The sequence below is a fragment of the Roseiarcus fermentans genome (genome assembly GCF_003315135.1).
Lineage (GTDB): Bacteria > Pseudomonadota > Alphaproteobacteria > Rhizobiales > Beijerinckiaceae > Roseiarcus > Roseiarcus fermentans.
The window spans coordinates 157,800-182,850 of sequence record NZ_QNRK01000009.1; the positions used below are offsets into that span (position 1 = coordinate 157,800).

The 25,051-nt window shown below is 70.2% G+C and carries 26 protein-coding genes; 12 read left to right on the plus strand and 14 right to left on the minus strand.

From position 1 onward, the window contains the following. Positions 1 to 1,327: 1,327 nt before the first annotated feature. From DFR50_RS10125 to DFR50_RS10135, 3 genes are all read right to left on the minus strand, one after another. Positions 1,328 to 1,621: an AzlD family protein gene (locus DFR50_RS10125; RefSeq protein ID WP_113889081.1), complete on the minus strand. Its 294-nt coding sequence runs from the start codon at positions 1,619 to 1,621 to the stop codon at positions 1,328 to 1,330. After that, positions 1,621 to 2,310, minus strand: coding sequence for an AzlC family ABC transporter permease (locus DFR50_RS10130; RefSeq protein WP_113889082.1), 690 nt, complete (start codon positions 2,308 to 2,310; stop codon positions 1,621 to 1,623). Before DFR50_RS10130 ends, DFR50_RS10125 begins: the two co-directional genes overlap by 1 nt. A gap of 71 nt (positions 2,311 to 2,381) precedes the next feature. After that, positions 2,382 to 3,377: a hypothetical protein gene (locus DFR50_RS10135; RefSeq protein ID WP_113889083.1), complete on the minus strand. Its 996-nt coding sequence runs from the start codon at positions 3,375 to 3,377 to the stop codon at positions 2,382 to 2,384. Positions 3,378 to 3,528: 151 nt separating this feature from the next. Here DFR50_RS10135 and DFR50_RS10140 point away from each other — a divergent pair, with 151 nt between their 5' ends. The 3 genes from DFR50_RS10140 to DFR50_RS10155 all read left to right on the plus strand — a co-directional run bounded on the left by DFR50_RS10140 (position 3,529) and on the right by DFR50_RS10155 (position 5,175). Continuing rightward, positions 3,529 to 3,870 carry an ArsR/SmtB family transcription factor gene (locus DFR50_RS10140; protein WP_113889084.1) on the plus strand — a complete coding sequence of 114 codons (342 nt, stop codon included), beginning with the start codon at positions 3,529 to 3,531 and terminating at the stop codon, positions 3,868 to 3,870. Positions 3,871 to 3,898: 28 nt separating this feature from the next. After that, positions 3,899 to 4,432 (plus strand): SRPBCC family protein, encoded by a 534-nt coding sequence (locus DFR50_RS10145; RefSeq protein ID WP_113889127.1) that lies wholly within the window; start codon positions 3,899 to 3,901, stop codon positions 4,430 to 4,432. Positions 4,433 to 4,893: 461 nt separating this feature from the next. Beyond that, positions 4,894 to 5,175 (plus strand): hypothetical protein, encoded by a 282-nt coding sequence (locus DFR50_RS10155; RefSeq protein ID WP_147262720.1) that lies wholly within the window; start codon positions 4,894 to 4,896, stop codon positions 5,173 to 5,175. A 335-nt stretch (positions 5,176 to 5,510) separates the two neighbouring features. Here the strand turns inward: DFR50_RS10155 and DFR50_RS32020 are convergent, their stop codons facing one another. From DFR50_RS32020 to DFR50_RS10170, 3 genes are read right to left on the minus strand one after another with little or no spacing between them, the layout of a single operon-like run. After that, the gene (locus DFR50_RS32020; RefSeq protein WP_170153147.1) at positions 5,511 to 5,654 is read right to left on the minus strand and encodes a hypothetical protein; all 144 of its coding nucleotides are present in this window, start codon (positions 5,652 to 5,654) and stop codon (positions 5,511 to 5,513) included. Positions 5,655 to 5,674: 20 nt separating this feature from the next. Next, entirely contained in the window at positions 5,675 to 6,724 is a 1,050-nt protein-coding gene (locus DFR50_RS10165) for a glycosyltransferase family 4 protein (protein WP_113889088.1), read from the minus strand. A 1-nt stretch (position 6,725) separates the two neighbouring features. Then, complete coding sequence (locus tag DFR50_RS10170) at positions 6,726 to 7,550, minus strand: UDP-2,3-diacylglucosamine diphosphatase (RefSeq protein WP_113889089.1); 825 nt, start codon at positions 7,548 to 7,550, stop codon at positions 6,726 to 6,728. 133 nt (positions 7,551 to 7,683) lie between these two features. On the opposite strand from DFR50_RS10170, the gene DFR50_RS10175 reads away from it, so the two are divergent. The 3 genes from DFR50_RS10175 (at position 7,684) to DFR50_RS10185 (ending at position 10,171) form a co-directional block, all read left to right on the plus strand. Further along, positions 7,684 to 8,463 carry an SDR family oxidoreductase gene (locus DFR50_RS10175; protein WP_113889090.1) on the plus strand — a complete coding sequence of 260 codons (780 nt, stop codon included), beginning with the start codon at positions 7,684 to 7,686 and terminating at the stop codon, positions 8,461 to 8,463. Positions 8,464 to 8,489: 26 nt separating this feature from the next. Next, a complete protein-coding gene (locus tag DFR50_RS10180; protein WP_113889091.1) occupies positions 8,490 to 9,431 on the plus strand; it encodes a DMT family transporter in 942 nt (313 codons plus the stop codon). 122 nt (positions 9,432 to 9,553) lie between these two features. Next, the gene (locus DFR50_RS10185; RefSeq protein ID WP_113889092.1) at positions 9,554 to 10,171 is read left to right on the plus strand and encodes a helix-turn-helix domain-containing protein; all 618 of its coding nucleotides are present in this window, start codon (positions 9,554 to 9,556) and stop codon (positions 10,169 to 10,171) included. Positions 10,172 to 10,211: 40 nt separating this feature from the next. Here DFR50_RS10185 and DFR50_RS10190 read toward each other — a convergent pair whose 3' ends face one another. Further along, a complete protein-coding gene (locus DFR50_RS10190) occupies positions 10,212 to 11,021 on the minus strand; it encodes an NAD(P)-dependent oxidoreductase (protein ID WP_113889093.1) in 810 nt (269 codons plus the stop codon). Positions 11,022 to 12,343: 1,322 nt separating this feature from the next. Here DFR50_RS10190 and DFR50_RS10195 point away from each other — a divergent pair. Continuing rightward, positions 12,344 to 13,999, plus strand: coding sequence for a helix-turn-helix domain-containing protein (locus DFR50_RS10195; RefSeq protein ID WP_113889094.1), 1,656 nt, complete (start codon positions 12,344 to 12,346; stop codon positions 13,997 to 13,999). A gap of 108 nt (positions 14,000 to 14,107) precedes the next feature. On the opposite strand, the gene chrA is transcribed toward DFR50_RS10195, so the two are convergent. Beyond that, on the minus strand, positions 14,108 to 15,298 hold the full coding sequence (gene chrA, locus DFR50_RS10200; RefSeq protein ID WP_245427580.1) for a chromate efflux transporter: 1,191 nt from the start codon (positions 15,296 to 15,298) through the stop codon (positions 14,108 to 14,110). A gap of 210 nt (positions 15,299 to 15,508) precedes the next feature. On the opposite strand from chrA, the gene DFR50_RS10205 reads away from it, so the two are divergent. Continuing rightward, entirely contained in the window at positions 15,509 to 15,760 is a 252-nt protein-coding gene (locus DFR50_RS10205) for a hypothetical protein (RefSeq protein ID WP_113889095.1), read from the plus strand. Positions 15,761 to 15,866: 106 nt separating this feature from the next. Here DFR50_RS10205 and DFR50_RS10210 read toward each other — a convergent pair whose 3' ends face one another. Beyond that, complete coding sequence (locus tag DFR50_RS10210) at positions 15,867 to 16,553, minus strand: DUF5343 domain-containing protein (RefSeq protein WP_113889096.1); 687 nt, start codon at positions 16,551 to 16,553, stop codon at positions 15,867 to 15,869. A gap of 257 nt (positions 16,554 to 16,810) precedes the next feature. Here DFR50_RS10210 and DFR50_RS10215 point away from each other — a divergent pair, with 257 nt between their 5' ends. Beyond that, complete coding sequence (locus DFR50_RS10215; protein WP_113889097.1) at positions 16,811 to 17,236, plus strand: GcrA family cell cycle regulator; 426 nt, start codon at positions 16,811 to 16,813, stop codon at positions 17,234 to 17,236. A 57-nt stretch (positions 17,237 to 17,293) separates the two neighbouring features. On the opposite strand, the gene tal is transcribed toward DFR50_RS10215, so the two are convergent. Next, positions 17,294 to 18,247 carry a transaldolase gene (gene tal / locus DFR50_RS10220; protein WP_113889098.1) on the minus strand — a complete coding sequence of 318 codons (954 nt, stop codon included), beginning with the start codon at positions 18,245 to 18,247 and terminating at the stop codon, positions 17,294 to 17,296. A 109-nt stretch (positions 18,248 to 18,356) separates the two neighbouring features. Beyond that, positions 18,357 to 18,803, minus strand: coding sequence for a hypothetical protein (locus DFR50_RS10225; RefSeq protein WP_113889099.1), 447 nt, complete (start codon positions 18,801 to 18,803; stop codon positions 18,357 to 18,359). Positions 18,804 to 19,200: 397 nt separating this feature from the next. Between DFR50_RS10225 and DFR50_RS10230 the strand changes: the two genes are divergently transcribed. Further along, on the plus strand, positions 19,201 to 19,431 hold the full coding sequence (locus DFR50_RS10230; protein ID WP_113889100.1) for a hypothetical protein: 231 nt from the start codon (positions 19,201 to 19,203) through the stop codon (positions 19,429 to 19,431). Positions 19,432 to 19,477: 46 nt separating this feature from the next. On the opposite strand, the gene DFR50_RS10235 is transcribed toward DFR50_RS10230, so the two are convergent. After that, positions 19,478 to 20,731: an alpha/beta hydrolase gene (locus tag DFR50_RS10235; RefSeq protein WP_113889101.1), complete on the minus strand. Its 1,254-nt coding sequence runs from the start codon at positions 20,729 to 20,731 to the stop codon at positions 19,478 to 19,480. Between the two features lie 278 nt (positions 20,732 to 21,009). Between DFR50_RS10235 and DFR50_RS10240 the strand changes: the two genes are divergently transcribed. Next, positions 21,010 to 21,954, plus strand: coding sequence for a PEP-CTERM sorting domain-containing protein (locus DFR50_RS10240; protein WP_147262721.1), 945 nt, complete (start codon positions 21,010 to 21,012; stop codon positions 21,952 to 21,954). A 155-nt stretch (positions 21,955 to 22,109) separates the two neighbouring features. Then, on the plus strand, positions 22,110 to 23,021 hold the full coding sequence (locus tag DFR50_RS10245) for a hypothetical protein (RefSeq protein WP_113889103.1): 912 nt from the start codon (positions 22,110 to 22,112) through the stop codon (positions 23,019 to 23,021). A gap of 68 nt (positions 23,022 to 23,089) precedes the next feature. Here DFR50_RS10245 and DFR50_RS10250 read toward each other — a convergent pair whose 3' ends face one another. Then, positions 23,090 to 23,752, minus strand: coding sequence for a MarC family protein (locus DFR50_RS10250; protein ID WP_245427585.1), 663 nt, complete (start codon positions 23,750 to 23,752; stop codon positions 23,090 to 23,092). Positions 23,753 to 23,837: 85 nt separating this feature from the next. Continuing rightward, positions 23,838 to 25,037: an MFS transporter gene (locus DFR50_RS10255; RefSeq protein ID WP_113889105.1), complete on the minus strand. Its 1,200-nt coding sequence runs from the start codon at positions 25,035 to 25,037 to the stop codon at positions 23,838 to 23,840. Between the last annotated feature and the right edge of the window lie 14 nt (positions 25,038 to 25,051).

Sequence of the window (25,051 nt, forward strand, 5' to 3'; positions counted from 1 at the left end):
GCCATCGTCGCCTCCGAACCATGCTTTGATAAACTCCCCGAAGGCCTCGGAGATCACCTTTCGGTTTCCGTGCGGAAAACGTCTTCCGCCGGCTGATCTCGTTGAAATGGTCCTGAATCAAAATCGGGTTCATGAATCGCGCTCCGGCTGTGAGTTAGCCGGGTTGCGCTCTGTGGGGCAGCGGTCTCGCGCCGGCCTAAGGCCCGCGCCCGGCAATTCCTTGCCAACCTCGCAAACATGTTCTACCTTTGTTCCATCGAGACGTCATCGAGGCCGCCCGTGGTTGAAGTCCGCCGCTCGCCCAAGGGCCTTGTCCGCAAACACTCGGAAGTGCGCAGCCTCATTGTCCGGCGCGCGCCCGAGCCGAACGGCGCGTTCGCCGCGGCGCGCAACGGCGAGCACCACCAGGTCGGCGCCGTGCGCGGAACCAAAACGCGCCGCAAGACTCTGAAAAGTCTCGTTTCCGGAGCCGAACCCGCCTCAGGGCGCGCGCCCGAGGCGACGGGCGGGCTCGTCGCGGCGCGCAACGGCCGTCACCCCCCGCGCGGCGCCGTGCGCGGAAGTAACTCCCAATCCCGTCATTGCGAGGAGCAACCCCCGGGTCGAAGAGCCCGGGGGGACGAAGCAATCCATGCCGCCGCTTGCTTCCTGCGGAAAAAATCGCTCCGTCTTCTGCTCGCAACGAAGGGCGGCGGGACGACCAGAGGGCGCGACAGCGGCCCAGCGGTCCTGGATCGCTTCCCCCCGGGCTCTTCGACCCGGGGGTCGCTCGCGATGACGGCGCTGTTCGCTGCCGGCTTGGGAGTTACACGCGGAACCGAAACGCGCCGCAAGCGTCTGAAAAGTCTGGTTTCCGGAGCCGAACCCGTCTCCGGGCGCGTGCCGGGGCGACGGGCGCGTTCATCGCGCCCCGCAACGACCATCCCGGCTCGACGGGCGGCGTGCGCGGACGGAACACACAGGCCGCCGTCATCGCGAGGAGCGAAGCGACGTGGTGATCCAGGGGGACGCGGCCGAGGTCTGCCGTATGCCGGGCGTCGCCGCGCTTCACCGTCGGCGCAGGCGGCGCCTGGATCGCCGCGTCGCCCTTCGGGCTCCTCGCGAGGACGGCGGGAAGCGTCGTCGCCCCCGCCTCGGCGTCGACGACCGCCCGTCCTTCCCGAGGCGCGCCGAGGCCTGGGCGTTGCGCGCGGAACCGAAACGCGCCGCAAGCGTCTGGAAAGTCTCGTTTCCGGAGGCGAACCCGTCTCCGCGCGCGGCGGCCGCTTCCCGAAACGCCGACGAATTCCCCCGGTGCGAATGGCTGCATTCGGTCGGGCGGACGGTGTCAGACCATGTGCCGCAGCGCCCAGATGGCGGCGATCCCGACCGCCATGGTGGCGGGAACGCTGCGGGTCGCGACCGCCGCGGCCGCGGCGATCGCGCCGGCGGCCCATTCGCGCCAGCCCCCCGTCAGCATCGAGGTCGCGACCAGCGCCACGATCAGGCAGCCGGGCAGCGCGTCGAGCGCGCGCGCGAGGGGCCCATGCGCCGGGATCGCCTGCCCCGCCCATGCGCCGGCGAGCCGGATGGACAAGGTTCCGGCGGCGAGCGCCGCGATCAACAGCCAATGCTCGTCCATCACGCGCGCGCTCCCGCGGTCGCAGCGCCTATGAGGCCGCCGAGCGCCAGCATCCAGTGCGCCGGCGCCCCCGCGAGCTTCACCCCGGCGAACACGACGGCGACCGATACGAACCACGGCAAGAGGTCGCTCCGGCCCCGCCACAGCGACCGGGCGATCGCGATGAAGGCGGCGGTGAAGGCGAAATCGATGCCGAGCCCCCTGGGATCGGGAATGGCCTCAGCGAACAGCCCCCCGGCCGTCGTCGATCCGCACCAGGCGGCCATCTGCGCGAGCCCGCCGCCGATCAGGTAGGCGTAGCCGACCCGCCGCCCGCGCGCGCGCCCGGCCAGCAGCAGCGCCCAGTTCTCGTCGGCCGCGAGATGCGCCCCGAACGCCGTCTGCCACCACGGCCGGCCAGCGAACACGTCGCGCAGCGAGGCGGTGATGAGCAGCAACCGCAGGTTGAGGATCAGGCCCGCGACCACCGACCCGGCGAAGCCGGCGCCCGCCAGCCATTGCTGGCTCATGATGATCTGCGAGCTGCCGGCATAGACGAGCGCGCCCATCGCGCCGATCTGAAGCGGCGAAAAGCCGGCCTGCGCCGCGAGCAGCCCGAAGGCGAGGCCATAGACCGAAACGCCCGCCGCGAGCGGCAGGATGTCGCGCGCGCCAGCCCAGAAGCCGTCGCCGGATTGCTCTGTGCGCATGAGGGAACCCCGGTCGGAGGTCGGGACGGCCTACAGGCGCGCCGGCCCCGCCGTCAACGGCGGCCCAGGGCTCACCCGCCGCGCGCCGGCGCCCGCCAGGATCGCGCCGAAAACAGCGCCAGCGACGCCACGATCAGCGCCAGGCCGAGGAAGAACCGGCCGTCGAAGGCGAAGCGCAGATCGGGAATCCAGCGCACCAGCACGAAGGAAACGAGCGCGGTCAGCGCCGGCACGAGGTTGAGGAACATCGACACGAAGCCGTTGTCGCCGCCGGTCGCCGTCAGCGCGATCTGGAACACGATCCGGCCGACCGAGGCGGCCACGATCGTGCCCGCGAACATCAGCGCGACCGCCGGGGCCGCTCCGTCGAAGCCGAGTTCCGAGCGACGGTAGAGAAACACGAGGGTCGCCGGGATCAGGAGCACGTTGGCGAACAGAAAGTTCGCCGCCACTGCGGCGGCCTCGTCGTATTTCGCGAACCATCGGGCCATCAGGGTGCCGCCGAGCGCGGTGCAGACCGGAACCGGCAGCGCGTAGATCCAGCTGCCGCGAAACAGGCTCTGGACGAGCGCGTCCCACGTCTGCTGGTCGGCGGCCGAGACCTGGCTCCAGGCGACCATCATCGCCCCGAGGAAGGCGCCGAGGAAGCAGGAGAAGAACACCGCCGGCGACACCGGGATCGGAACGCCGGAGATCGCCAGCGCCACCAGCGCCGCCCAGAACGGCAGAAGGTTCAGGACCGCCGAGACGATGATCGGGTTGGCGTCGCTCAGTCCGACATTGTAGAGCAGCAGGCCGCTCAGCCCGACCGCGAATATAACCGCGAGCCTGGCGTAGTTTTCCGGCTCGGCCAGCAGGGCGAGGAGATCGCGGCGGCTCGCGGCCCGAAATGTCACCAGCGGGATCGACACGAACAGCGCGATCTGCGTCAGGCAGACGAACTGCACCGTGGACAGCCCGTGGGCCGCCGGAAAGCTGAACGGCTCCTGCACCGCATACAGCATCGCGGTGACGAGGGCGTAGAGCGTCCCGATCCTGTAGTCGGTCGAAAGTTCAGATCGGCGCATGGGTCTCTGGCTCGCTCGGGGCATCGCGGCCGCATCGCGCTGTCAGCGAAACGCGGAGCCGGGCGCTGCGGATCAGGGGCAGGGCAAAAAGAGCGCGCCGCTATTCAACCAAATGGTTGACTCACGCGTGCGCGGCGCTAGGTTAAACCAGATGGTTGAATTAAACGATCCCAATCTCGACGCCGTCTTTCACGCACTCAGCGACCCCACCCGTCGCGAAATGCTGCGCGCGCTGTCGGAGGGCGAGCGGACGGTGACGGAACTCGCGGAGCCTTTCTCGATGTCGCTCGCCGCCGCCTCGAAGCACGTCAAGGCGCTGGAGAACGCGGGTCTGCTTTGTCGCGAGATCCGCGGGCGCACCCACATCTGCCGGCTCGATCCCGGGCCGCTCGCGAGCGCGCAGCAATGGCTCGCCGTCTACGCGCGGTTCTGGACCCCGAGGCTCGACGCGCTCGAACGTCTGCTCCGCGAGGAGGACGACGCCAAGCCCTGATTTGCCGACCGAAACCAAGGAGGAACCCATGACCGACGCCGCCGCCCTCGACCTTTACGGCGCGCTGACCGAACCCGCCACGCTGACCATCCGACGGCTCCTGCCCGCCCCGATCGAGCGCGTCTGGGCCTATCTCACCGACGATTCGCTGCGTCGCCGCTGGCTTGCGGCGGGCGTGATGGAGCCGAGGGTCGGCGCGCCGTTCGAGTTCGTCTGGCGCAACGACGAGTTGACGACCCCGTCGGGCGCGCGGCCGGAAGGCTATTCCGAGGAACATCGGATGCAGGGCCGGATCACCGCCTGCGATCCGCCCCGCCGGCTGGCGTTCGAGTGGCCGGGCGCCGGCCATGTCGCATTCGAGCTCGAGGGGAACGGCCAACGCACGCTGCTGACCGTTATCCATAGCCGCCTTCCCGACCGCAAGACGACGCTCGGCGTCAGCGCCGGCTGGCACGCCCATCTCGACCTCCTCGCAGTCCGGATCGCCGGCGGCGAGGCGCGGCCGTTCTGGGACGAGATGGTCCGTCTGCGGACGGACTACGAGCGGCAGCTGCCGGCCTGACCGGCGGCCGTCGTCCGCGCTCGCCGCACGCGGCGACAGGCGCGTCGGCGTTTCTTCCCGCCGGCGCGCCAGTCGCCTTTGGCTCGCAAGGCCGGCAAGTCCATGGCAGGACCGAGTCCCCTGCGCGCTGGCTGGTCGTCGCCGCCGGCGGCTTTTTGGGCTGCGTCGCGATCGGAGCGACTTCGCGTTGCCCCCGCCCTGCCGCCGATCGTGCGTGAGACCAGCTGGTCGATGACGGGCGTCGCGGTGAGCGCCACGACCGTCGCCCTTCTCGCCATCGCCTTCGCCAGCAGGACCCGGGGGTCGCTCCCGGGCGGAGCAACCCGATTCGACCCCATCATCACGGTCATGGGTGAGATTCTCATCGCCGCCTCGAGCGCTGGGCGCGGCAGGAAGCCTCCCCGCAGGATCGGATCCCGAAGTCGTCCCGGCGCCCCTGATTTCCCCGTGAGTTATCGTCGTTGACCTTTCTTTCGCAAAAGCTAAACATGGAAAACTATGGGGGGAAGGGCGTTCTACTCGCGGCGGCGTCGGTCGCGGCGTGGCTGCCGGGATCGGTCGGCGCGAAGCCGGCAGGGTTCTTTATGACGCCCGCTGTCGCAGGCGGCGCCAAGACGAACACCCTGGCCTTGCAGATCAATGGGCCCGAGACGGCCACCTGGGCCATGATGAGCCTCGGTTTCGCGGCGCTCGGTTTTGCCGGCTTCCACAGTGCCCATTCGGCTCGCGCAATCCCAGTGTGACGCGCACGCAACGACCGAAGCGACGGGGCATCTCCAGACGCGATCAGAGTGCACAATCATCCGGTGATGCATCTGATGGCGCATCCCGGAGGTCATGACGCCGAAAAAGCCGAGGCCGCCGAGTTTGGCTGCATACTTGGCCAGAGGCCGTTCATCGTCGCCGCATGCGCCAGGACCATGCGGCGGATCGAGTCCGCCGCCGGCCCGTCGTCGGCGGTCGCGTCCAAGCGGGCGCCGCCGTCGACGTGACGGCATTCATGTCGACCAGGCGCTGGCGCGGCGCGTCGATATTGACCTTCGACCCCTCGGTGTCCGGGTTCGCCGCGAAGGCGCCCCTATCCGGCTTCGGCGCGCGGCGCCGGCGCGAGCGCGCCCATCGCGGCTCCCGTGCGCGCGTGCGCCTCGCCCCGAATCGTCGGCGCCGCCTCTTCGGCCAGCGCGGCGGCCGGCGTGAGGCCGGCGACGAGGACGCGAATCATCGACGGATCCTTTCGCTCCCTCACCCGCCATCGACCAGTTCGAGCCGTCTCCTCCACTTGACCCGGGCGAGCTTGCCGCGGCTGATCTCGATGTTGTCGAGAAACTGCCGCGCGCTTTCCTTCCAGGTGTAGCGCAGGGAGTATTCCCGCGCCGCTTGCGGCGGAATCTCGAGCGCTCCGAGGCAGGCGGCGCGCAGATCCTCGTCGAGCACCCCCGCGTCGGGTCCGACGACGTCGATGGGGCCGGGAACCGGAAACGCGGCGACCGGCAGCCCGCTCGCCATCGCCTCGATCAGGACGATGCCGAACGTATCGGTGCGGGACGGGAAGACGAACACGTCGGCGCTGGCGTAGACCTCGGCCAGCGCCTCGCCATGCCGGGCGCCGAGGAAATGCGCGCGCGGAAAGCGGCGCTGCAGCGCCGCCCGGGCCGGCCCGTCGCCGACGATCACCGTCGAGCCCGGCAGGTCGAGGCTGAGCAACGCCTCGAGATTCTTCTCCACCGCGACCCGGCCGACGCAGAGAAAGATCGGCCGCGGCAGATCGAGGCCGACGTCGCCGCGCGGCCGGAACAGGTCGTGATCGACGCCGCGGCTCCACAGGCGAACGCGCTCGAAGCCGCGCCGTTTCAGGTCCTCGCCGATCGTCGGAGTGGGCGCCATCACGGCCGCGGCGGGCGCATGGAAGCGGCGCAGGCCGGCGTAGGTCAGCCGCTCGGGAAAGCCGGTGCGGGCGGAAATGTATTCGGGATAGCGCGTGTGATAGCTGGTGGTGAAGATGCGCCGGACCTTCAGGCAATGGCGGCGCGTCAGCCAGCCGATCGGGCCTTCGGTGGCGATGTGGATGTGGTCCGGCGCCGCCGCCTCGATGCGGCGGCTGATGTGCGACGGCGTCGTGATGGCGAGGCGGATGTCCGGATAGGTCGGCATCGGCGCAGTCCACATCCCCTGCGGGGTGATGAACTCGAATTCCGCGCCAAACTCGGCCGCGGCCCTGGTCATCCGCTCCAAGGTCGAGACGACGCCGTTGACTTGCGGCCGCCACGCGTCGGTCGCAATGAGAATGCGCATGTTATGCCGCTTCCGCCTCGACCTCTTTCGCCTCGTCTTCGAACGGCGCATTGTCCTCAGGCGCGAGCGTCTTCAGCTCGACCGGCCAGCGCATCACTTCGAGCCGCCCGTCGAAATGCTCGACCACCAGGGAGCAGGATTCCACGAAGTCGCCCGTATTCACGTAGGTTATCCCGTCGATTTCGCGGATCGCCGCGTGGTGGATGTGCCCGCAGACGACACCGTCGACTCCGCGCCGCTTCGCCTCGCCGGCCAGCTCGCTTTCGAACGAGCCGATGAAATTGACTGCTTCCTTGACCTTGAGCTTCGCCCAGGCCGAAAACGACCAGTACGGAAGCCCCACCGCCCGCCGCGCCGTATTGAAGTGCGTGTTGACGAACAGCGCCGTTTCATAGGCCCAGTCGCCGAAAAAAGCGAGCCACTTCGAGTGGCGCACCACCACGTCGAACTCGTCGCCGTGCATCACGAGGTAGCGCTTGCCGTCGGCCGCGAGGTGGATCGCATGTCGCTTGATCTTGATGCCGCCAAAGCTCAGGCCGAGGAACTGGCGCGCGAATTCGTCGTGATTGCCGGGCACGAACACGATCCTGGCGCCGCGCCGCACCTTGCGCAGGAGCTTCTGCACCACGTCGTTGTGCTGCTGCGGCCAGTACCAGCCCGAACGCAGCCGCCACCCGTCGATGATGTCGCCGACGAGGTAAATCGTATCGGCCTCGACATGCCGGAGCACGTCGAGAATGAGATGCGCCTGGCAGCCGCGCGTGCCGAGATGAAGATCCGACAGGAACAGCGTGCGATAGCGATGGCTTCCGAGCTGCTTGGACACGCCGGCCCTCTCGCATTAAGACCCTGATTTGAAAATCTCTGCGCAGATTCTCGTGTCGCTTCGATGACGCGGAGCGCGCGGGTCGAACCGTCCGCGGTCCTGAATCCGACCCCGCGATGGATTGGAGGGCGATATGGATCTCGGTATTTCCGGCCGCAAGGCCATCGTGTGCGCCTCGAGCAAGGGGCTCGGACGCGCCGCGGCGATCGCGCTCGCCGAGGCCGGGTGCACGCTCGCGCTCAATGGCCGCGACCCCGAGACGCTCGCCGCGACGGCGCGCGAGATCCGCGCGCGCTTCGGCGTGACGGTGGACGAGATTGCCGGCGACCTCGACGATCCCGCGACCCGCGAGGCGCTGATCGCCGCGGCGCCGGAGGCCGACATTCTCATCAACAACAACGGCGGCCCGCCGTTCAAGGCGTTCGGCGCGATCACCCGCGGCGACATTCTCGCAGGGGTCGAAGCCAATATGCTGACCCCGATCGCGCTGGTGCAGGCGCTGCTTCCCGGCATGGCGGCGCGCAGGTTCGGGCGGATCGTCAACATCACCTCGGGATCGGTGCGCGCGCCGCTCGCCGGGCTCGACGTGTCGTCGGGCGCGCGCGCCGGCCTGACCGCCTTCCTCGCCTCCGCCGCCCGCGGCGCCGTGCGCGACAATGTGACGATCAATTTTCTCCTTCCCGGCGCCTTCGCCACCGACCGGCAGCGGTCGGCGATCGCGCGGACCGCGGCTGAGCGCGGCGTGCCGTTCGAAACGGCGGAAGCCGACGCGGCGGCGCGCAGCCCGGCGCGGAGGTTCGGCGACCCGGCCGAGTTCGGCGCGCTGTGCGCGTTCCTGGCCAGCGCCCACGCGGGCTTCATCACCGGGCAGAACATCCTGATCGACGGCGGCGCCTTCCCGGGGACGTTCTAGAGCGGAAGATCCCGAGTTCGACCGTCATGCTCAAGGGCGTCGCCATGAAAATTGGCGCGACGCTGGCGTTCGCGTTGATGGCGGCCCTCATCAAGGCCTCGTCGCCGGACTTTCCGGTCTCGGAAATCGTGTTCTTCCGCTCCCTGTTCGCGATGGCGACGCTGGCCCTCTGGCTCGCCTCGCGCGGCGAATGGCCGTCGGCGCTGAAAACGACGCGCCCGTTCGGCCACGTCGGACGATCGCTCGCGGGCTCGGGCGGGATGTACGGCTACTTCGTCTCGCTCGCGTTCCTGCCGCTCGCCGACGCCGCGGCCTTCACCTTCGTCTCGCCGCTGTTGGTGGTTCCGCTCGCGTCGGTCGCGCTCGGCGAGGCCGTGACTCCGGCACGGGCGGGCGCGGTGGTGGCGGGATTCCTCGGGGTCCTGGTGATGCTGTCCGGCCATCTCGGAGGCGGGGTCGGCTCGGTCGCCGGCGTCTCGGCCGCCCTCGCCGGCGCCGCCTCGACCGCCTTCGCGATGGTCCAGATCAGCCGCCTCTCCCGCTCCGAGTCGACCGGCGCGATCGTGTTCTACTTCTCGGCCGTCACCGCGGTCCTGAGCCTCGCGCTCCTCCTCCTCGCGGCGGCCTGGCCCGAGGGGACGGCCCTCACGGCGCTGGCCTCGGGCCAGCGCTTCGTCGCGCCCGGCGCCCTTTCCTTCACCGCGCTGGCGACGATCGGGCTCTTGGGCGGCTGCGGCCAGATCTTTCTCACCCACAGCTACCGCTTTGCGGAGGCCTCCGTCATCGCCGCGTTCGATTACGTCGCGATGATCTGGGCGGCCGCGCTCGGCTGGCTCCTGTTCGCGGAGATCCCGACCGCGGGCGTTCTCGCCGGCGCCGCGATCGTCATGACCGCCGGCGGCGCGCTGCTGGCCTGGGAGCGCAGGGCGGCGGGCCTCAGGGACGTCGCCGGAGGGCGGTCGGCCTGAATCGCCTCGCCGCCCGTTTGCAGCTATCGCCGCGAATCTCCCCTCGCTCGCGATCGAAAGCGTTCGATATTCCGGCCGCGCCGCGCTAGCTATCGGCCCGGATTCCGTTCGGGAGCGCATTCATGGGCGTCGAAGGCAAAGACCGCGCGAAAGTCCTCGAGGCCGGCGCCGCGGCGCTGTCGAGCCAGCTCGGCCTCGCGGTGCTGCGGCTGCGCAAGAGCTACGGCCTGTCGCTGGCGGACCTCTCGACCCAGTCGGGGGTGGCCAAATCGATCATCTCGCAGATCGAGCGCAACGAGACCAACCCGACGCTGACCACCATCTGGCGGCTGGCGCGCGCGCTCGACGTCACGATCCAGTCGATGCTCACCGGCGGCGACGACGGACCGTTCATCGAGCACCTGAGCCGCGGCGCGACGCCGATCTTCGTGTCCGACGACGGCCTGTGCCGGCTGGCCGTGACCGGATGGCTGAAGACGGTCGACTGGCTGCAATGGTACGATTTCCAGGCCGATCCCGGGGGGGTGCTGGAATCGGCCGCGCACGCGCGCGGCTCGGTCGAATGCCTGTCCGTGATGGAGGGCGAACTCGAGGTCGACGTCGGCGGAACGGTCGACCAGGTCCGCGCCGGCGAGACGCTGCGCTACCGCTGCGATCGCCCCCACCTGATCCGCAACACGAGCGACAAGCCGGCGCACGCCACGATGGTCAACATTCTGAAGGCGGCGATGATCGACTGAGCCGGCGCAGTTCGACCGGCGCGCCCGCAGACGGACTCGCTCATTCCACCGCCGAGCGGCGTCCCGGCCGCCAACCCGCCTTGCGCAGGGTCTCGCCGGCGGGAAGCGCGAACCCGACGCGATGACCGGCGAGGGCGTCGTCGAAGAGGCGATCGACGATGACCTGCGCAACGTCTTCGTAAGTCGCCGTCAGAGTCGGAACTTTCGACTTCAGAAACAGAGCCAGCGCGATGTCGGGCGTAAAGCGGAGCCAGCCCGGCGGCTCGACCGCGACCGTGTCGATCGAGGCGCGCAGCGCGAACCGTCCCGTCGTGTCGGTCGCCGGAATCATCGGCCCCGGACACGCCAGGGTCCAGGCCAGCGCCGAGCGCTGCAGGCGCCGAAGGTTCACCCCATGCGCGCGGTAGGCGCGCGGCACGCCGGGAAGATGGAGTCCGCGCCGGCCGGCCCCCGGGATATCGAGGACCGCCAGACCGGCCAGCATCCAGACCCGGCCGCCCCGGCCCAACGCCGCCTCGGCCGTCGAAGCGACGGCGTCGAAGAGCTGGACGAAGCTGTCGCCGTCGAAGGCGTTGCCGGCGCAACTGACGACGACGTCACAATCGCGCATCGCCGGCCCGAGGCGGGCCCGGTCGAGGACGTCGCCCTCGACCACCCGCATCGCCGCCGGAAGCGGCGCCCGCCAGCGCTCCTCGAGCGTCGCCCGGCTGCGCACGAACGCGGTCACCCGATGGTTCGCCGCCAGCGCGCTCGCCGCCACGCGCCGGCCGAGGTTCCCGGCCGCCCCCAAGACCAGCACGCGGCGGCCGCTCGTTGCGTGCGGGTCCTCGACCGTCTCCGCCATCGTCATCCCGCCCCCTGTCGCCGAGCCGTCGCTTCCGGGCCGGTTTTCCGCATGATCAAAGGATTGTCGAGGGATTCCCGGGCGGGCGCAAGCGCGGAGCGGGGCGGCGGCGTCTTCCGTCAGCGGGAGGAGGGCGGCTGGCCGGATCCGAGCCCGTTTCGCGCCTTTTCAAAGCGTTGCGCTGACTTTTCCGGGTCACTGTCACTCCCAACCCCGTCATTGCGAGGAGCAAAGCGACGAAGCAATCCACGACGCAGTTTGCGTCCATTTTGCAGGGATTGCTCCGTCTTCTGCTCGCAACGAAGCTCGAGGGACGGCGTGGCGGTCCACGAGCCGCAACAGCAGCCCAGCGGCCCCTGGGTCGCTTCCCCCCGGGCTCTTCGACCCGGGGGTCGCTCGCGATGACGGCGTTCTTCGGCGTCCACCTTGGGAGATACGGGTCACTGTCAATCCCGAAGCGGTAGTGCGCGAGGAACCGGACAAGGCGCGCCCCGGGAGGGGCGGCGTCCCGCCGCCCGGGCGCCCGAGACGGGCGCCCTGCCGTTGAACGCGGTTCACAAATCCGAGCCTGTTTCTTGCCTTTTCAGAGACTTGCACGGACTTTCGCGGGCGACTGTAACTCCCAAGCCGGCAGCGAACAGCGCCGTCATCGCGAGCGAAGCGAAGCGATCCAGGGCCGCTGGGCTGCTGTTGCGCCCTCTGATCGTCCCGCCGCCCTTCGTTGCGAGCAGAAGACGGAGCGATTTTTTCCGCAGGAGGCAAGCGGCGGCATGGGTTGCTTCGTCGCTTCGCTCCTCGCAATGACGGGGTTGGCAGTTGCGGGCGACTCGCGCCGCCGACGCCGTTTTCGCGCTTCCCTGCCGCTGAATCGTTCAGGCCGCACGCGGAAGGAACGGAGCGAAGATAAACACGCGATTTCATCGTGATAAGACTCCGGCGGCACCGATCACCTTATCCTGAATTTCTCATTTATTCAATCTCATTCACAATGACTTCTGAAACACCGGCTAGAGCTGATCACGGTCGCGCGCCGGCTATCGCGACCGGCGAGCCCGCCAGCACCGCCTCGAGGCTTGCGAGCCCGCCTCGATGTTTCGATGATCGCCTCGGCCAGGTCCTCCGGCTCGGGCAGAGTGCCAAGGTGTGTCGCTCTCCGTCACGAACGCGATCCCCGCGAGGCCAAAGGCCTCGTATCGAGCTTCGCCCGGCCGCGTCCGCCTGCGGCGCGGGGAGCGTCGCCTTGACCATATCTCATATGGCAAAGCTTTGTTGACAACAAGAAACCTCTATCGTAGCTGACGCCGCTTTCGTTATCACAGTGTCATGTCATGACCGACAAATGGGATGGCGTCGATCGAGTCGTCGCTCGCGTCCCGCAGGCGATGGCCATGTTCGACCGCGACATGCGGTACCTCGCCGCGAGTCCGAAATGGTTGTCCGACTATGGGCTGAAGCCGCCGATCGTCGGCCAGCGCCATTACGACCTCTGCCCCGACATCGGCGAACGCTGGAAGGCCGTTCATCGCCGATGTCTGGCCGGCGCCACCGAATCCTCCGCCGGCGAGCGCTTCGAGCGGGCCGACGGCGGCGCGCAGTGGGTCAAGTGGGAGGTGCGTCCGTGGCGCGACGTCAGCGGAGCGATCGGCGGCGTCATCATCGCCACCGAGATCGTCGCCGCCGAGGCGCCGTCGGGAACCGCGAGCGAAGCGCGAGAGGCGGAGGCCGGCCTGTCCAGAAGCGCGATGTCCGACGTCGGCGCCCGCATCCGCGGCGTCCGGCTCCACATGGACCGGTCGCAACAGAGCTTCGCGACATTCCTCGGCGTCGCGCCCGAGACCGTCGCCCGTTGGGAAAGCGGCCAGCGCCTCGATCGGCAAGCGCTGAACCTCGTCGCCGACATGACCGACACACGGATCGAATGGCTGATCGCCGGGCTGGCGCCGGCCCGGGTCGCAGCGATCGGGGCGGCGGTCCTCGCGGACCCCGGACCGGGCCGCGCAGGGCTCGCGCTTGCGCTCGACGAACGCATCCGGCCGCAGCCCGTGACGGGCGACCGGAACGCCGCGAGGGCGATCGCGCCGACGTGGAAGGTCCGCATCGGCGAGCCGGCCGGCGCCGCCGCATCGGCGAAGGCGAGCCCGGCCCACTCGACCTCGTTTTTCCTTCATCTTCCCGGAGCCACGCTGTGGCGCGGGCCCCGGGCGGCCCGCTATCGGCTGCTCGCGAACCGCCCCCCGGGCGGGCGGCCGGAGATCGCGCTCAGCGTCGTGCTGCGCGGCCGCCGCCGCTGCGAGCAACTCGGGCGCGCGTGCGAAGGGGGCGAGGGTAGCGGGATGTTCGCGTCGAGCGCGGAGGGCGGGAGCGCCGCGTACGACCCCGACGGACTCTACCTCACCGTGTTCCTGCCGATCGAGGCGCTGTCGGACCGGGTCCCGCAGTTGGCGCAGCGTCTCGTCACGCCGGTCGCGCCGGACGCTCCCGAGCTGACGTTGCTGGTCGACTACGCCGACGCCTTGTTCCAATCGGAAATCGGCCTCGATCGCGACCTCGCGCCGACGGTCGCCGACCATTTCGCCGATCTCTGCGCCCTGCTGCTCGGGGCGAAGGGCGAGGAAAGAGCGCTCGCCCGGTCGCGCGGGCTCAGGGCGGCGCAACGCGCGGCGATCGTCCAGGCGATCGAAGCGGACGCGGCGACGCCGGGCTTTTCGGCGCAGGCGGTGGCCGAGCGACTCGGCGTCGCGGAAAGCGAGGTTCACGCCCTGATGCGGGACGTCGGGGACTGGTTCTGGGACCGGGTCAACCTGCGCAGGGTCGAGATCGCCAAGGACCGGCTGGCCGAGCCGCGGTTCGCGCGGATGTCGGTCGCCGAAATCGCCCTGGCCTGCGGCGCAACGGATTTCGAGCACTTCTGCCGGCTGTTCGAGTGGAAATACGGCGTCTCGCCCTCGGCCTTTCGTCGCACGTCCAAGGACGCGGCGACCTGAACGCGCGGGTCGACTTCCCCATCAGCCGGGGAGCGGCGGCGGCCGTGCGCCGTCCGGAGCGCGAACGCCGTGGGGCCGGGAAGCGGGGAGCGCCGCGGGACCTCACTCTCACCGCGCAATCCCGGTCGCCGCCCCGGCCGCGGCGAGCGCCGCGACGACGACGAGCGGCGGCGTCCGCCAGGCGACCAGCGCCGAAAAGCCCGCGACGGCCAGGGCGACGTCCACGGGCGAGCGGACCGCGCTCGTCCAGACCGGATCGTAAAGCGCCGAGGCGAGCAGGCCGACCACCGCCGCGTTGACGCCAGCCATCGCCGCGCGCGCACGACGGCCCGGCCCGAGCCGACGCCAGAACGGCAGCGCGGCCATGAGGACGAGGGCGCCGGGGAGGAAGATCGCGACCAGCGCCAGCGCCGCCCCGAGCGCGCCGCCGGGCGGGGCGGAGGCGACCGCGCCGAGGAAGGCTGCGAAGGTGAACAGCGGGCCGGGGACCGCCTGCGCCGCGCCGTAGCCGGCGAGAAAGGCGCTTTCGGAAACCCAGCCCGGCGCGACGACGGCGGCGCGCAGCAGCGGCAGGACGACGTGGCCGCCGCCGAACACCAGCGCGCCGGAGCGGACGATCGCGGCGAGAAAGGCCAGCGTCTGGTTGGCCCACGGCGCAAACGCCAGCGCGAGCAGGACGACGAAAGCCGCCAGGCACGCGAGCCCCGCCCGGCGCGACGACGGCGGCGCTGCGGCCAGCCCGCCTCCGCTGGCCGCCGGCCGGTCGCAGACCAGAAGTCCAGCGACGGCGCCGAGACCGATCGCGGCGATCTGGCCGGGAGCGCCGGAGGCGACGGCCGTCAGCATCAGCGCGAGCGCGGCGATCGCAGCGCGCGCCGGATCGGGCGCGAGGCTCCGCGCCATGCCGAGGACCGCCTGCGCGACGATGGCGACCGCGACCAGCTTGAGGCCGTGCAGGAGCCCCTGCCCCGCCGCCCCGTTCAGCGCGCCCTCGGCGGCGGCGAACAGCGTCAGGAGAGCAGCCGAGGGCAGCGTGAACCCGACCCAGGCCGCGAGTCCGCCGAGAACGCCGGCGCGCGTGAGGCCGATCGCGAACCCGACCTGGCTGCTCGCCGGGCCCGGCAGGAACTGGCAGAGCGCCACGAGGTCGGCGTAGGCGCTCTCGTCGAGCCAGGTCCGCTCGACGACGAAGGCGTTGCGGAAATAGCCGAGATGCGCCACCGGGCCGCCGAAGCTCGTCAGGCCGAGGCGAAAGAAGACCGCGAGGACTTCGCGGGCGGTTCCGCGCGGCTGCGTCAAGGTTTCGCTCCCGTTCCAGATCCGCCCGCAAGCGCCAGCCCGCCTGGCGCCGCCGAGCCTCGCCGGCTGCGTCGCGACGCGCAAGAGAGGCGTCGCTGCGGGCGGCCTTCAGCGGATTTCGTGACGGCGGCTGTCCGGCCCGGCCCGCCGGCGCTTGCGCCGCGCCGTCGCCGTGGTATCCCTTGTCCCATGCTGTCGCCGAGACAAGTTTTGGCCTCCATCGCCTCGCGGAGGGTCCTCGCCGCGGCGCTCGCCCCTGCGCTGCTCCTGTCGTCCCCGGCGCCGGCGCAGTCGCCGATGATCCAGGGCTGGCTCGCGGCGAACACGGCCTGCAAGGGGGGGCCGGGCGACGACCCCAAGACGCTGAAGGCCTGCGCCCGGCGCGACGACCTCGGCGCGAAGCTGAAGCGCAGAGGCTGCGAATACCAGGAGGACGGCGACTGGTGGCGGTGCCCGCACTGAGGCGCGGGCCTCCGCGCCGCCGTTCGGCCGGGGCGGAAAGGCGGGCGTCTCGCAGCGGCGCTCGGCGAGCGCGGTCGCGCCTGACGAAGGCCCGCAGCCGGCCCCGCTAAAGCCCCCTCGCCCGAAAATATTTCAGCAGGGTCCAGACGGCGGTCAGCTGCTCGGCGTCCATCTCCTTCGGCTCGAGGTGCGTGAGCAGGAACTCCGACGGTTTCCTGTCGTCGGCGCGCGGCGGCTCCGGCCGCGGTTCCGCGGGCGTGGCGGCGAGCGGCGGGGGGACCTTCGGCGCGAAGCGCTTCCTGCGCGGCGCGAGCGACCGCGGCTTCCGGCCCTTCAGCACCCGGCCGCTGACTTTCACGCCCGCCTCGCCGGCGGCGTAGAGAAAGAAGGTCACGCACTTCTGGACGACCGCGTCGGCGGCCGGGAAAGCCCTGCGGAACGCCTCGTTGAAATGGGACGGCGTCGCGGTTTCGAGGTCGATCGCAAACACCGGCGCGTATTCTTTCCGCAGCAGGTCGCCGAGCGCTTCCGCCCAGCGGCCCTCGTCCTCCGCCCGCACGAGATCCGCAAGCGCCTGGGTCGGACGGCCCGCGCCGTCGACCAGGCCGAGGAAGCGCAGCGCGTGCACGAGCTGGGTTCCGACCACGCCCGAAAACCGCGTGAGCACGCTGCGGTCGACGCGCGACGGCAGCCCCTGCTCGCGAAGGTCGTCGATGAAGGTCCTGAACGTCCGGTACGAGGTGTACGGCGGCGTTCTGACGAGACTCGCGCGTTCCGAACTTCCGCGGGACATGTCCGTCTCCGGCCGGTTCGGAATGTCGACTACCCGCATTCGTGCCGCGGAGCAACCATACCGTATACGGCGCGTCCGCCGGACAGTTCGAAATGGCGCGTTGCCGCGCCCCTTCTTTCTGTCAAGATACTGATGAAATTGCTTATTTTTCGTGAATGGCGCCGACTTTCCGATCGCTTCGTCCAGACGTCGGGCGATGCGGAGAATAGTGCGGCGACGCATCCGGCGGCCGCGCGCGGCGGTCGGGGATCGGGGGCATGGCCATGGTGTGGACGGACGACGCGGTCGAGACGCTGCGCAGGCTCGCGGGCGAAGGCATGAGCGCGAGCGGCATCGCCGCCGCGCTCGGCGCCGAGACGCGCAACGCCGTGATCGGCAAGGCCAACCGGATCGGCGTCAAGCTCGGCGGCCCGGGCGGACGGACGGGGCCCGTCGCGCCCGGTTCGCGGCCCCGCTCCCCGGGCGCGCGCCCGGGGTGGGCGTTCGCCGACGCCGAGGTCGGAGAGATGCGCCGGGTGCGGTTCGTCGACGTTCGCGAAACCGGTTGCCGATGGCCGCTCGGCGACCCGGGCGGCGTCGAATTCGCCTTTTGCGGACTGGCGTCGGTCGAGAAGCGGCCCTATTGCGCCGGCCACTGCCGCCTCGCCTACCGGCCGCCGGACGCGCGCTCCCGCTTTGCCTGAATCGGGTCGAGGGGCGCGCGGTCCTCCCCCGCGCCCCGCATCGGTTTTACCGGCGTCTCACGCCGCCGCGGCGAGGCGCTGCTGGACGGTCGCCTGCAGCGCGCGCAGGTCGTGGGCGAACAGGCGGATGCCTTCGGACAACTTTTCCGTCGCCATCGCGTCCTCGTTCAAGAGCCAGCGGAACCCCTTCTCGTCCAGCGACAGCTTCGCCGGCGCCGGCCCGGGCCTCGCGGCGTCGAGCTTACGCGGCAGCGGCCCTTCGTCCTTCGACAGCGCCTCGAGCAACTGCGGCGAGATGGTGAGTCGATCGCAGCCGGCGAGCGCCTCGATCTCCCCGGGGTTGCGGAACGAGGCGCCCATCACCACGGTCTTATACCCGTGTGTCTTGTAATATGCGTAGATCGTCCGAACCGACTGCACGCCGGGGTCGGTCTCGCTGTCGAACGGGCCCTCCCCCGCCTTGACGTGCCAGTCGAGGATGCGGCCGACGAACGGCGAGACGAGGAAGGCGCCGGCGTCTGCGGCGGCTGCGGCCTGCGCCAGCGAGAACATCAGCGTCATGTTGCATTCGACGCCCTCGCGCTGCAGCGTGCGCGCGGCTTCGACGCCCTCCCAGGTCGAGGCGAGCTTGATCAGGATTCGGTCGTGGCCGATTCCGCGCTCCTTGTAGAGGCCGATCAGCTTGCGCCCCTTGGCGATCATCGCCTCGGTATCGAACGACAGGTCGGCGTCGACCTCGGTCGAGACGCGGCCGGGTACGATCTTCAGGATCTCGACGCCGAAATTGACGGCGATGCGATCGGTGACGTCGCCGACCGGCGCGCGCGCCTTGCGGCCCCACTCGATCGCCTCGTCGACGAGACGCGCATAGCCGGGAATCCCGGCGGCTTTCAGGATCAGCGAAGGGTTGGTGGTCGAGTCGGTGGGATGGAACTGGCGGATCGATTCCATGTCGCCGGTGTCGGCGACGACGGTGGTCATGGCGCGAAGCTGGTCGAGCTTGCTTGGCATAGGGGGCTCCGAGATCGGTTTTGAGGACCCCGACTGTCGGCTCGAATTGCGCTCTTTTCAAGCGGCCCCCGGCCGGCGGACGCGAAAAGCGCCGGCCGAGGGCGAGCCCTCATGGCGTCTTGGGAGCGCCGGGGGCCGCGGGCTGCGCGCCTGCGCCCTGCCGCGCCGTCGAACCCGTCGCGGCGTTGGCCGGCGCTTCGGTGATCGCCGTGATCGAATCCGGATTGATCACCATCATCACGGGATTGCCGGAGGAATCCTTCGCCCGCACCAGGAACGAGGACGGCATGACGCGGATGTCGGTAAAGCCCGCCTTGCCGAGATCGTCGCGCATCTTCTGGGCGATCGACATGGCGCCGGTCGCGCTGGTCCCGGCATTGGGCGTCCCGGTCGGGTTCTGGGCGTTGGTCGCCGCGTTGCTCGGGCCGCCTACGGCGTCGTTGGACTTGGTCGCGCCCATGGTCGGGGCGCTGGCCGCATCGGACGCGGCGAAAGCCGGCGCCGCGAGCGTCGTGGCGAGCAGGGCTGCGAATACCGGTCTGGCGAGTGCGATCATGATGGGTCTCCTTCAGGTTTCCCCAGCTGCGGGGCAAACACGCCCCCGCACGCGCCGGTTCCCACGTGAGCACAATTTCACGCTCCGGTAACTCGCCTTCAACAGCTTGATGTCGCAACCTGAATCGCCCTGGACGGCGTCGTCGCCGCGCTTACCGCCGCGGGATTGTGTACATACGTAGTGTCCCGGATATCGGCCCCTTGGCCATCTGATGTAGACGAAAGTCTGGTGGTCGGCGCGGGTCGGTCTGGTCCGCGCAAGATCGCCGAGGGCTGCCGATGGGCAGTCCGGCAACGGGCGGGCTGGCAATGGCCGACAGCCGCTCGCCAAGAGGAATGGCCATGAGAGCCGGGCGGCGGTCCGGTTTCACCGAACGCCCGAGCCGGGAGGAGACGCTGTGAAGTTTTATGATTTTGAGGTCTTGCGGGGCGAGGATATCGTCACCGCGGAAAGAGGCGTGCCGCTCTATAACGCGAAGGCGGCCTGGCCGAAGCTGGTCGGAATGGCCAGAAGGATCCGACAGTCGGGATGCCGCATTCGGGTGAAGGAACAGGGCGAGACGATCATTCTGATCGGGGCGACCGCCGCCTTGCGCTACGCCCATTTCGATTTCGCTTCCGCGGCGTGACGGCCGTTTCCGAACAATTCGCCGCGCGCCGCCCAAGGCGCGCGGCCTACGAAGGCGGCTTGAGGCCGACCGTCGCCGGCGCGGGGGCCGCGAGCGGGGCGACCTGAACGGCGGTCGCGGCCGGCGAGCCCGGCGCGGCGACGACCGCGTGCTGCGCGGCGTCGGGGTCCTGATACCGGGACTCGTCGAGCGATGACACCGCCCGCGCGTCCTCGGCGCGCGGCGCGGCGATCTGGGCGCCGATCGCGCCGATCACTTCCCCCGAATTGGCGAACACGGTGTGGCCGATGAAGCGGTCGGCGTCCGAATATTGCGTGATGTCGACGACCTTCGCCCCGAGACTTTCGATCTCTGCGCGGTCCTCCGGCTTGGCGGCGTCGATCGCGCCGACCCGCTGACGGGAACTGGCGATGAAGCTCGACAGCGACAGCGCCTTGTCGTTCGGGGTCGCGAACACCGTGACGTTGGCGGGGCGGATCCGCGCCATCTGCGAGGCGAACACCGTCATGTCGATGTCGGGCGAGGCCAGGATGACGTCGCCGAGGTGACCGGAGAGGTCCCGGTCGCCGGCGATCGCGGACGCCCTCAGGGCTTCCATGCTGAGCCAGCCGCCCATCGAATGGGCGAGAATGTGAACCTTGCCGACGCCCGGCGTCTGACCGAGGTCGTGAAGCAGCCCCTGAAGCGCGTCGCGTGAGGCGGTGGCGCTGTCCTTGTCGGAAACGTAGCCGAACAGGTCGCTCTGCGAGGGCCAGGTGAACAGCGCCATCACGCCGCCGAAATGCGCGTCGGCGGCGATCTGGGTGGCGCGCAGGCGCGCCTCCTCGAAGCTGGTGTTGAAGCCGTGCACGAACACCAGGACGTCGCGGTTCACCCCGACGCGCCCGGATACGTGCGAGGCGAGCTCGGCGCGGAACTCGTCCTCGTCCAGATCGCGCTCGCCCGCGAGCGCGATGTCGTTGCGGCCGTTCGGCCGGCCCCACAGCGGCTCCTCGATCGAGCCGGCGCGATGGCCGGGCGGAACGGTCATGGTGGCGAGCGCGTAGCGCGGTTCGGGCGCCTGCCGCCGCGACGCCTCGCCGGTTTCGCCCTTGCGGGTCGAGGCGATGAACACCTGCACCGGAAGCGGTCGGTCGGGAACGGAGGCCGAGGCGAAGGGCGAGAGGCCCGCGCCATAGTCGCCGACGGTGTCGAGATCCGGGCCGACGCAGGAGGCGAGCGCGAGCGCGGCGGTCAGCGCCGCGGCGAGATGCAGCGGCGACGCCGCGAAGACACCAGCGCCGCGCGGGAACGCGTTCATCGAAAACGGCCCTTAATATTTTGTTAAGAATGATGAATCCGCGCTCCGTCGGGACGCGCGAGCGGTTTGCCGGCGCTTCTCCGGCGCCGATGTGGCGACAATGAGACGCTTCCCGGCGATGTGAGAAGGACGCCGATTGCATCGGTGAAAGCCGGCGACCGCCGAAGCCGCTTGCTCATGCTGCGCCGCATCCTAGACTTCGGACGTTGCATCGCACGCGGGACAGGACGGGGCCGCGGCCGTTGAACGCGTCGCCCGTCGGCCAGATGGAGGCGCGAATGGACCACGAGATCCGGACCCGCGGTCGCCTTGCGCTCGGCCTCGGCCTGTCGGCGATGGTCGCCGGCGCGCCGGCGGCGGCCGGCGCCGGGGCGCTGAGCGTGATGACCCGGCTCGGGTCCTGCGATTCCGGCGCCATGACCTCCTGCGCCGACACCGGCGCCGTCGACACGACGCCGGCGAACGCGAGCAGCGCCTTCATCGGCCAGCCGTCGATCGCAGGGGCGCCGGCGACCTTCACCACCGCGTTCGACGCCTGGGACGAGGCCAACGGGAACGCCTGGAGGCTCATCGACGGCGGCGCGCTCGACCTGTCGGTCGACGCCAGCATCGAGATCAGCGCGAGCGACCGCTCCGCCGGCCTGTCGCCGGTGATCTTCACGCTCAGCGGCGGCCGCCCCTGGCTGCTGCGCCGGCTGGTCTGGACGCAGGCGCTGGCGATCTCCTACACCCCGCTCGGAGGTCCGCTCGCCGCGCCCATCCAGACCCTCGACACCTTCAGCCTCAGCCAGGACGCGGCGGGCGACAATCGCGGTTTCCCGAGGACTTGCGTCGCGGCGTCCGCCGGCGCCGCGCCGCCGAACGGCGTCTTCTGCGGGCCGATCTACCCGTTCCAATACGGCTCGACCATGGCGAACGTCACGCTCGACGGCGTCACGCTGGGCGTCGATCCCTTCTACGACGCTCCGCAGGGCGACTGGCCCGGCGCGAGCTTCGAGGCGGTCACGCTTCTGTCCGAGATCACCGCTCCGCACACGCTGACGGTCTTCCAGGGGGTGTCCTACAGCTTTTCGCTGAGCGCCACGGCGAGCGGCTCCTCCTCGCCGGGCGCCGCGACCGCGGACCCCGTTCCCGAGCCGTCAACTTCGGCGCTCGCGCTCTGCGGCTTCGCCGCGCTCGGGCTTGCCCGCTACAGGGCGAAGCGCGCAGCGACCGCAGGGTAGACCAGCGCGGAAGCGCAAGCGCGGCGGGCGGGGCGAACCGGTGCGGATCCTCGACCCGGGCGCTCGCCGAGTCCGCGAACCTCCGCGTGAACCTCGAATTACGCTGCTGTATGTGGTAGAACAAAATTCGTCTGTCGTCTCACACGGATCTGCTCATGAAAATCGCACACAAGGGAAGCGGCGCCGCCTTCGGCCGGATCCTGGCGGTCCTGCTGGCGCTGACGGCCGGCTCGACCCACGCCGCCGTCGTGACCAGGTCCGTTACGCGCTCGAATTGCCGCGCCTTCTCGCTGATCGGCTGCACCGACGCCGGCGCGCTGAACCAGACGCCGGTCGGCGCCCGCGCTTCCTTCCTCGGATCGCCGTCCATCGACGGCCGCCTCGCCACCTTCACCACCGCCTTCGACGCCTGGGACGCCGCTAACGGGAAAGACTGGACGCTGGTCGACGGCGGCGCGCTGAGCGGCGTGTCGGTCGACGCCACGATCGCCGCCGGCGCATCCGACTTCGCCGCCGGCCTGTCTCTGGTCCTCTTCACGCTGAGCGGGCCGGGGCTCGCATCGGTCGCCGACAAGCTCGTGTGGACGCAGGCGCTGGTGATCAGCTACACCCCGCTGCGCGGCGCCCTCCCCGGTCCTATCGAAACCCTCGACACGTTCGACCTCAGCCAGGACGCGGCGGGCGACAATCCCTGGTTTCCAAAAACCTGCGCCAGGCCGTCCGCCGGCGCCTCTCCGGCGCACGGCGCCTTTTGCGGGCCGATCTACCCGTTCCAGTACGGCTCGACGCTGTCGAAGGACAAGCTGGACGGAGTCGCGCTCGGCACGGACTTCTTCTACGACGCGCCGCAGGGGGTATGGCCCGACGCGCGCTACCAGGCGATCACGCTCCTGTCCGAAGTCGATCCCGCGACGGACACGCTGACCGTCTTCCAGGGGATCGAGTACGGCTTTACGCTGTCGGCGACCCCTGCCCCCGAACCGCCGAGCTGGGCGCTCGCGCTCGCCGGCTTCACCGCGGCGGCGCTCGCCGGACAGCGCGGCAGACGGCGGGCGCTGTCCGTCTGAGCGGGCCGCCGGCGCCTGAGCGGGGCTCCCGGGCGGCGAGACGCCGCCGCTCCCTGGTCGCGGCGCGTTCAGTGCAGCGCCGTGATTCCGTGCGTCTCGAGCGCCTCGATCACGCCGTCGAAGATCAGCCCGACCCCGATCGCCGAGACGAAGAAGCCGACGATCCGGGTCGCCGCGTCGATCCCCATCTTCCCCAGGAACTTCGTCAGCCTGTCGGCATAGGCGAGGCAGAGATAGGTGACGACCATGGTGAGGGCGATCGCCGCCGCGATGGCGACGAAGGACAGGAGTTCCTCGCCCGACTGCTTGATGGTCGAGGTCATGCCGATGATGGTGGCGATGGCGCCCGGCCCGAACATCAGCGGCATGGCGAGCGGGACGAAGGCGATGTTGGCGTTGGGATCGGTCGCGCCGGCCGCGAATCCGCCGTCCTTGGGCGGCGTGAACAGCTCGAAGCCGATCCGCATCAGGATGATGCCGCCGACCACCCGCACCATGCTCAGCGGCACGCCGAAGATGCGCAGCATCAGCGTGCCGAAAATCAGGAAGAAAAAGCTGAGCAGCAGCGCGTAGAAACACGAATTGCGCGCGACCGCCCGATGGGTCGCGGCGTCCTTGCCGAGCAGCAGCTGCAGGTAGACGGGAAGGACTTCCAGCGGATTGATGATCGCGAGCAGCGTGGCGAACGTGCCCACGAACAGCGAAAGCTCCTTCTGCATCTGAACAGGCATCCCGCTCGCCTCCCCGCGTTTCCGCCGTCTCGATAGCAAAGGGCGCGGGAGCGGTCCAACGGCGTGCGCGGACCCGCCGGCGGCTTCAGGCCCTGCCGGTCGCCGCCCGGAACACGAAGCGCGCCAGCGCGGCGAGCGGAAGGGCGAGGCCGATCGCGCTCGCCAGCGGCCAGCCGCCGCGCGCGTAGGACCAGCCGCCGACGGCCGAGCCCACTGCCCCGGAGAGGAAGAAGGTGGCGATATAGGCGGCGTTCAGCCGGCCGCGCGCCTCCGGCGCGAGCGCGAAGATGGTGCGGAAGCCGAGCACCAGATTGGCCTGCACGCCGAAGTCGATCGCGATCGCCGCCGCGACCAGCAGGAAAAGCGCGAGCGTCGAGCCCTGCGGCGCGACGATCGTGGCCAGGAATCCGGCGGCGACGATGACGATCGCCGCGGCGGTCGCGGCCTTGGTCAGGCCGCGGTCGGCGAGACGGCCGGCGATCGGCGCGCCGACGGCGCCCGACACCCCGGCGAGGCCGAAGAGCGCGATGCCATTCTGGGTGAAGCCGTAGTCGCGGCCGGCGAGCAGCAGCGGCGCGGTCGTCCAGAACAGGCTGAAGGCGCTGAACAGGCACGCCTGATAGAAGGCGCGCAGGCGCAGGGCGGGCGTCTCGGCGACGAGGCCGGCGATCGACCGGATCAGCGCCGCATAGCTCAACCGGGTCTCGGGGACACGGACCGGCAGCAGGCGCGCCAGGATGGCCGCCAGCGCCAGCATCAGCGCCGCGGAGGCGACGAACACCGCCCGCCACGACAGCGCCGCGGCAAGGACGCTCGCCGCCGGGCGCGCCGCCATGATGCCGATCATCAGCCCGCTCGACACGAGCCCGACCACCCGCCCGCGCACGGCTTCGGGCGCGAGGTGCGCGGCGAGCGGAACGAGAATCTGGACCGCGACCGAGCCGACGCCGATCGCCCCCATCGCCGCGAGAAAGGCGGCCGGAGAAGTCGCGACCGCGGCGAGGCCGAGCGCCAGCGCCGACCCGAGCGCGCAGACGACGACGAGCCTGCGGTTCTCGAACCGATCGCCGAGCGGCACGATGAACAGAAGGCCGAGCCCGTAGCCGACCTGCGACAACGTCACGATCAGCCCGGCCGCCGCCGGCGCGAGGCCGAGCGATTCGGCGATCGGACCGGCCAGCGGCTGCGCGTAATAAATGTTGGCGACGATCAGCCCGCAGGCCGCGGCGAGCAGCAGGATGGTCGCGGCCGAAATGTCCCGCGGGGGACCCGCCTGCTGTCTCATGCCGAAAACTCCTG

Bases quoted from the DNA above. Each gene is read 5' to 3' on its own strand.
- DFR50_RS32020 (WP_170153147.1), bottom strand. From the start codon at position 5,654: ATGATTCGCGTCCTCGTCGCCGGCCTCACGCCGGCCGCCGCGCTGGCC.
- DFR50_RS10185 (WP_113889092.1), top strand. From the start codon at position 9,554: ATGGGCGTCGAAGGCAAAGACCGCGCGAAAGTCCTCGAGGCCGGCGCC.
- DFR50_RS10190 (WP_113889093.1), bottom strand. From the start codon at position 11,021: ATGACGATGGCGGAGACGGTCGAGGACCCGCACGCAACGAGCGGCCGC.
- DFR50_RS10130 (WP_113889082.1), bottom strand. From the start codon at position 2,310: ATGCGCACAGAGCAATCCGGCGACGGCTTCTGGGCTGGCGCGCGCGAC.
- DFR50_RS10180 (WP_113889091.1), top strand. From the start codon at position 8,490: ATGCTCAAGGGCGTCGCCATGAAAATTGGCGCGACGCTGGCGTTCGCG.
- DFR50_RS10240 (WP_147262721.1), top strand. From the start codon at position 21,010: ATGGACCACGAGATCCGGACCCGCGGTCGCCTTGCGCTCGGCCTCGGC.
- DFR50_RS10235 (WP_113889101.1), bottom strand. From the start codon at position 20,731: ATGAACGCGTTCCCGCGCGGCGCTGGTGTCTTCGCGGCGTCGCCGCTG.
- DFR50_RS10210 (WP_113889096.1), bottom strand. From the start codon at position 16,553: ATGTCCCGCGGAAGTTCGGAACGCGCGAGTCTCGTCAGAACGCCGCCG.
- DFR50_RS10250 (WP_245427585.1), bottom strand. From the start codon at position 23,752: ATGCCTGTTCAGATGCAGAAGGAGCTTTCGCTGTTCGTGGGCACGTTC.
- DFR50_RS10165 (WP_113889088.1), bottom strand. From the start codon at position 6,724: ATGCGCATTCTCATTGCGACCGACGCGTGGCGGCCGCAAGTCAACGGC.
- DFR50_RS10215 (WP_113889097.1), top strand. From the start codon at position 16,811: ATGGCCATGGTGTGGACGGACGACGCGGTCGAGACGCTGCGCAGGCTC.
- DFR50_RS10255 (WP_113889105.1), bottom strand. From the start codon at position 25,037: ATGAGACAGCAGGCGGGTCCCCCGCGGGACATTTCGGCCGCGACCATC.
- DFR50_RS10125 (WP_113889081.1), bottom strand. From the start codon at position 1,621: ATGGACGAGCATTGGCTGTTGATCGCGGCGCTCGCCGCCGGAACCTTG.
- DFR50_RS10245 (WP_113889103.1), top strand. From the start codon at position 22,110: ATGAAAATCGCACACAAGGGAAGCGGCGCCGCCTTCGGCCGGATCCTG.
- tal (WP_113889098.1), bottom strand. From the start codon at position 18,247: ATGCCAAGCAAGCTCGACCAGCTTCGCGCCATGACCACCGTCGTCGCC.
- DFR50_RS10140 (WP_113889084.1), top strand. From the start codon at position 3,529: ATGGTTGAATTAAACGATCCCAATCTCGACGCCGTCTTTCACGCACTC.
- DFR50_RS10195 (WP_113889094.1), top strand. From the start codon at position 12,344: ATGACCGACAAATGGGATGGCGTCGATCGAGTCGTCGCTCGCGTCCCG.
- DFR50_RS10175 (WP_113889090.1), top strand. From the start codon at position 7,684: ATGGATCTCGGTATTTCCGGCCGCAAGGCCATCGTGTGCGCCTCGAGC.
- DFR50_RS10145 (WP_113889127.1), top strand. From the start codon at position 3,899: ATGACCGACGCCGCCGCCCTCGACCTTTACGGCGCGCTGACCGAACCC.
- DFR50_RS10135 (WP_113889083.1), bottom strand. From the start codon at position 3,377: ATGCGCCGATCTGAACTTTCGACCGACTACAGGATCGGGACGCTCTAC.
- DFR50_RS10225 (WP_113889099.1), bottom strand. From the start codon at position 18,803: ATGATCGCACTCGCCAGACCGGTATTCGCAGCCCTGCTCGCCACGACG.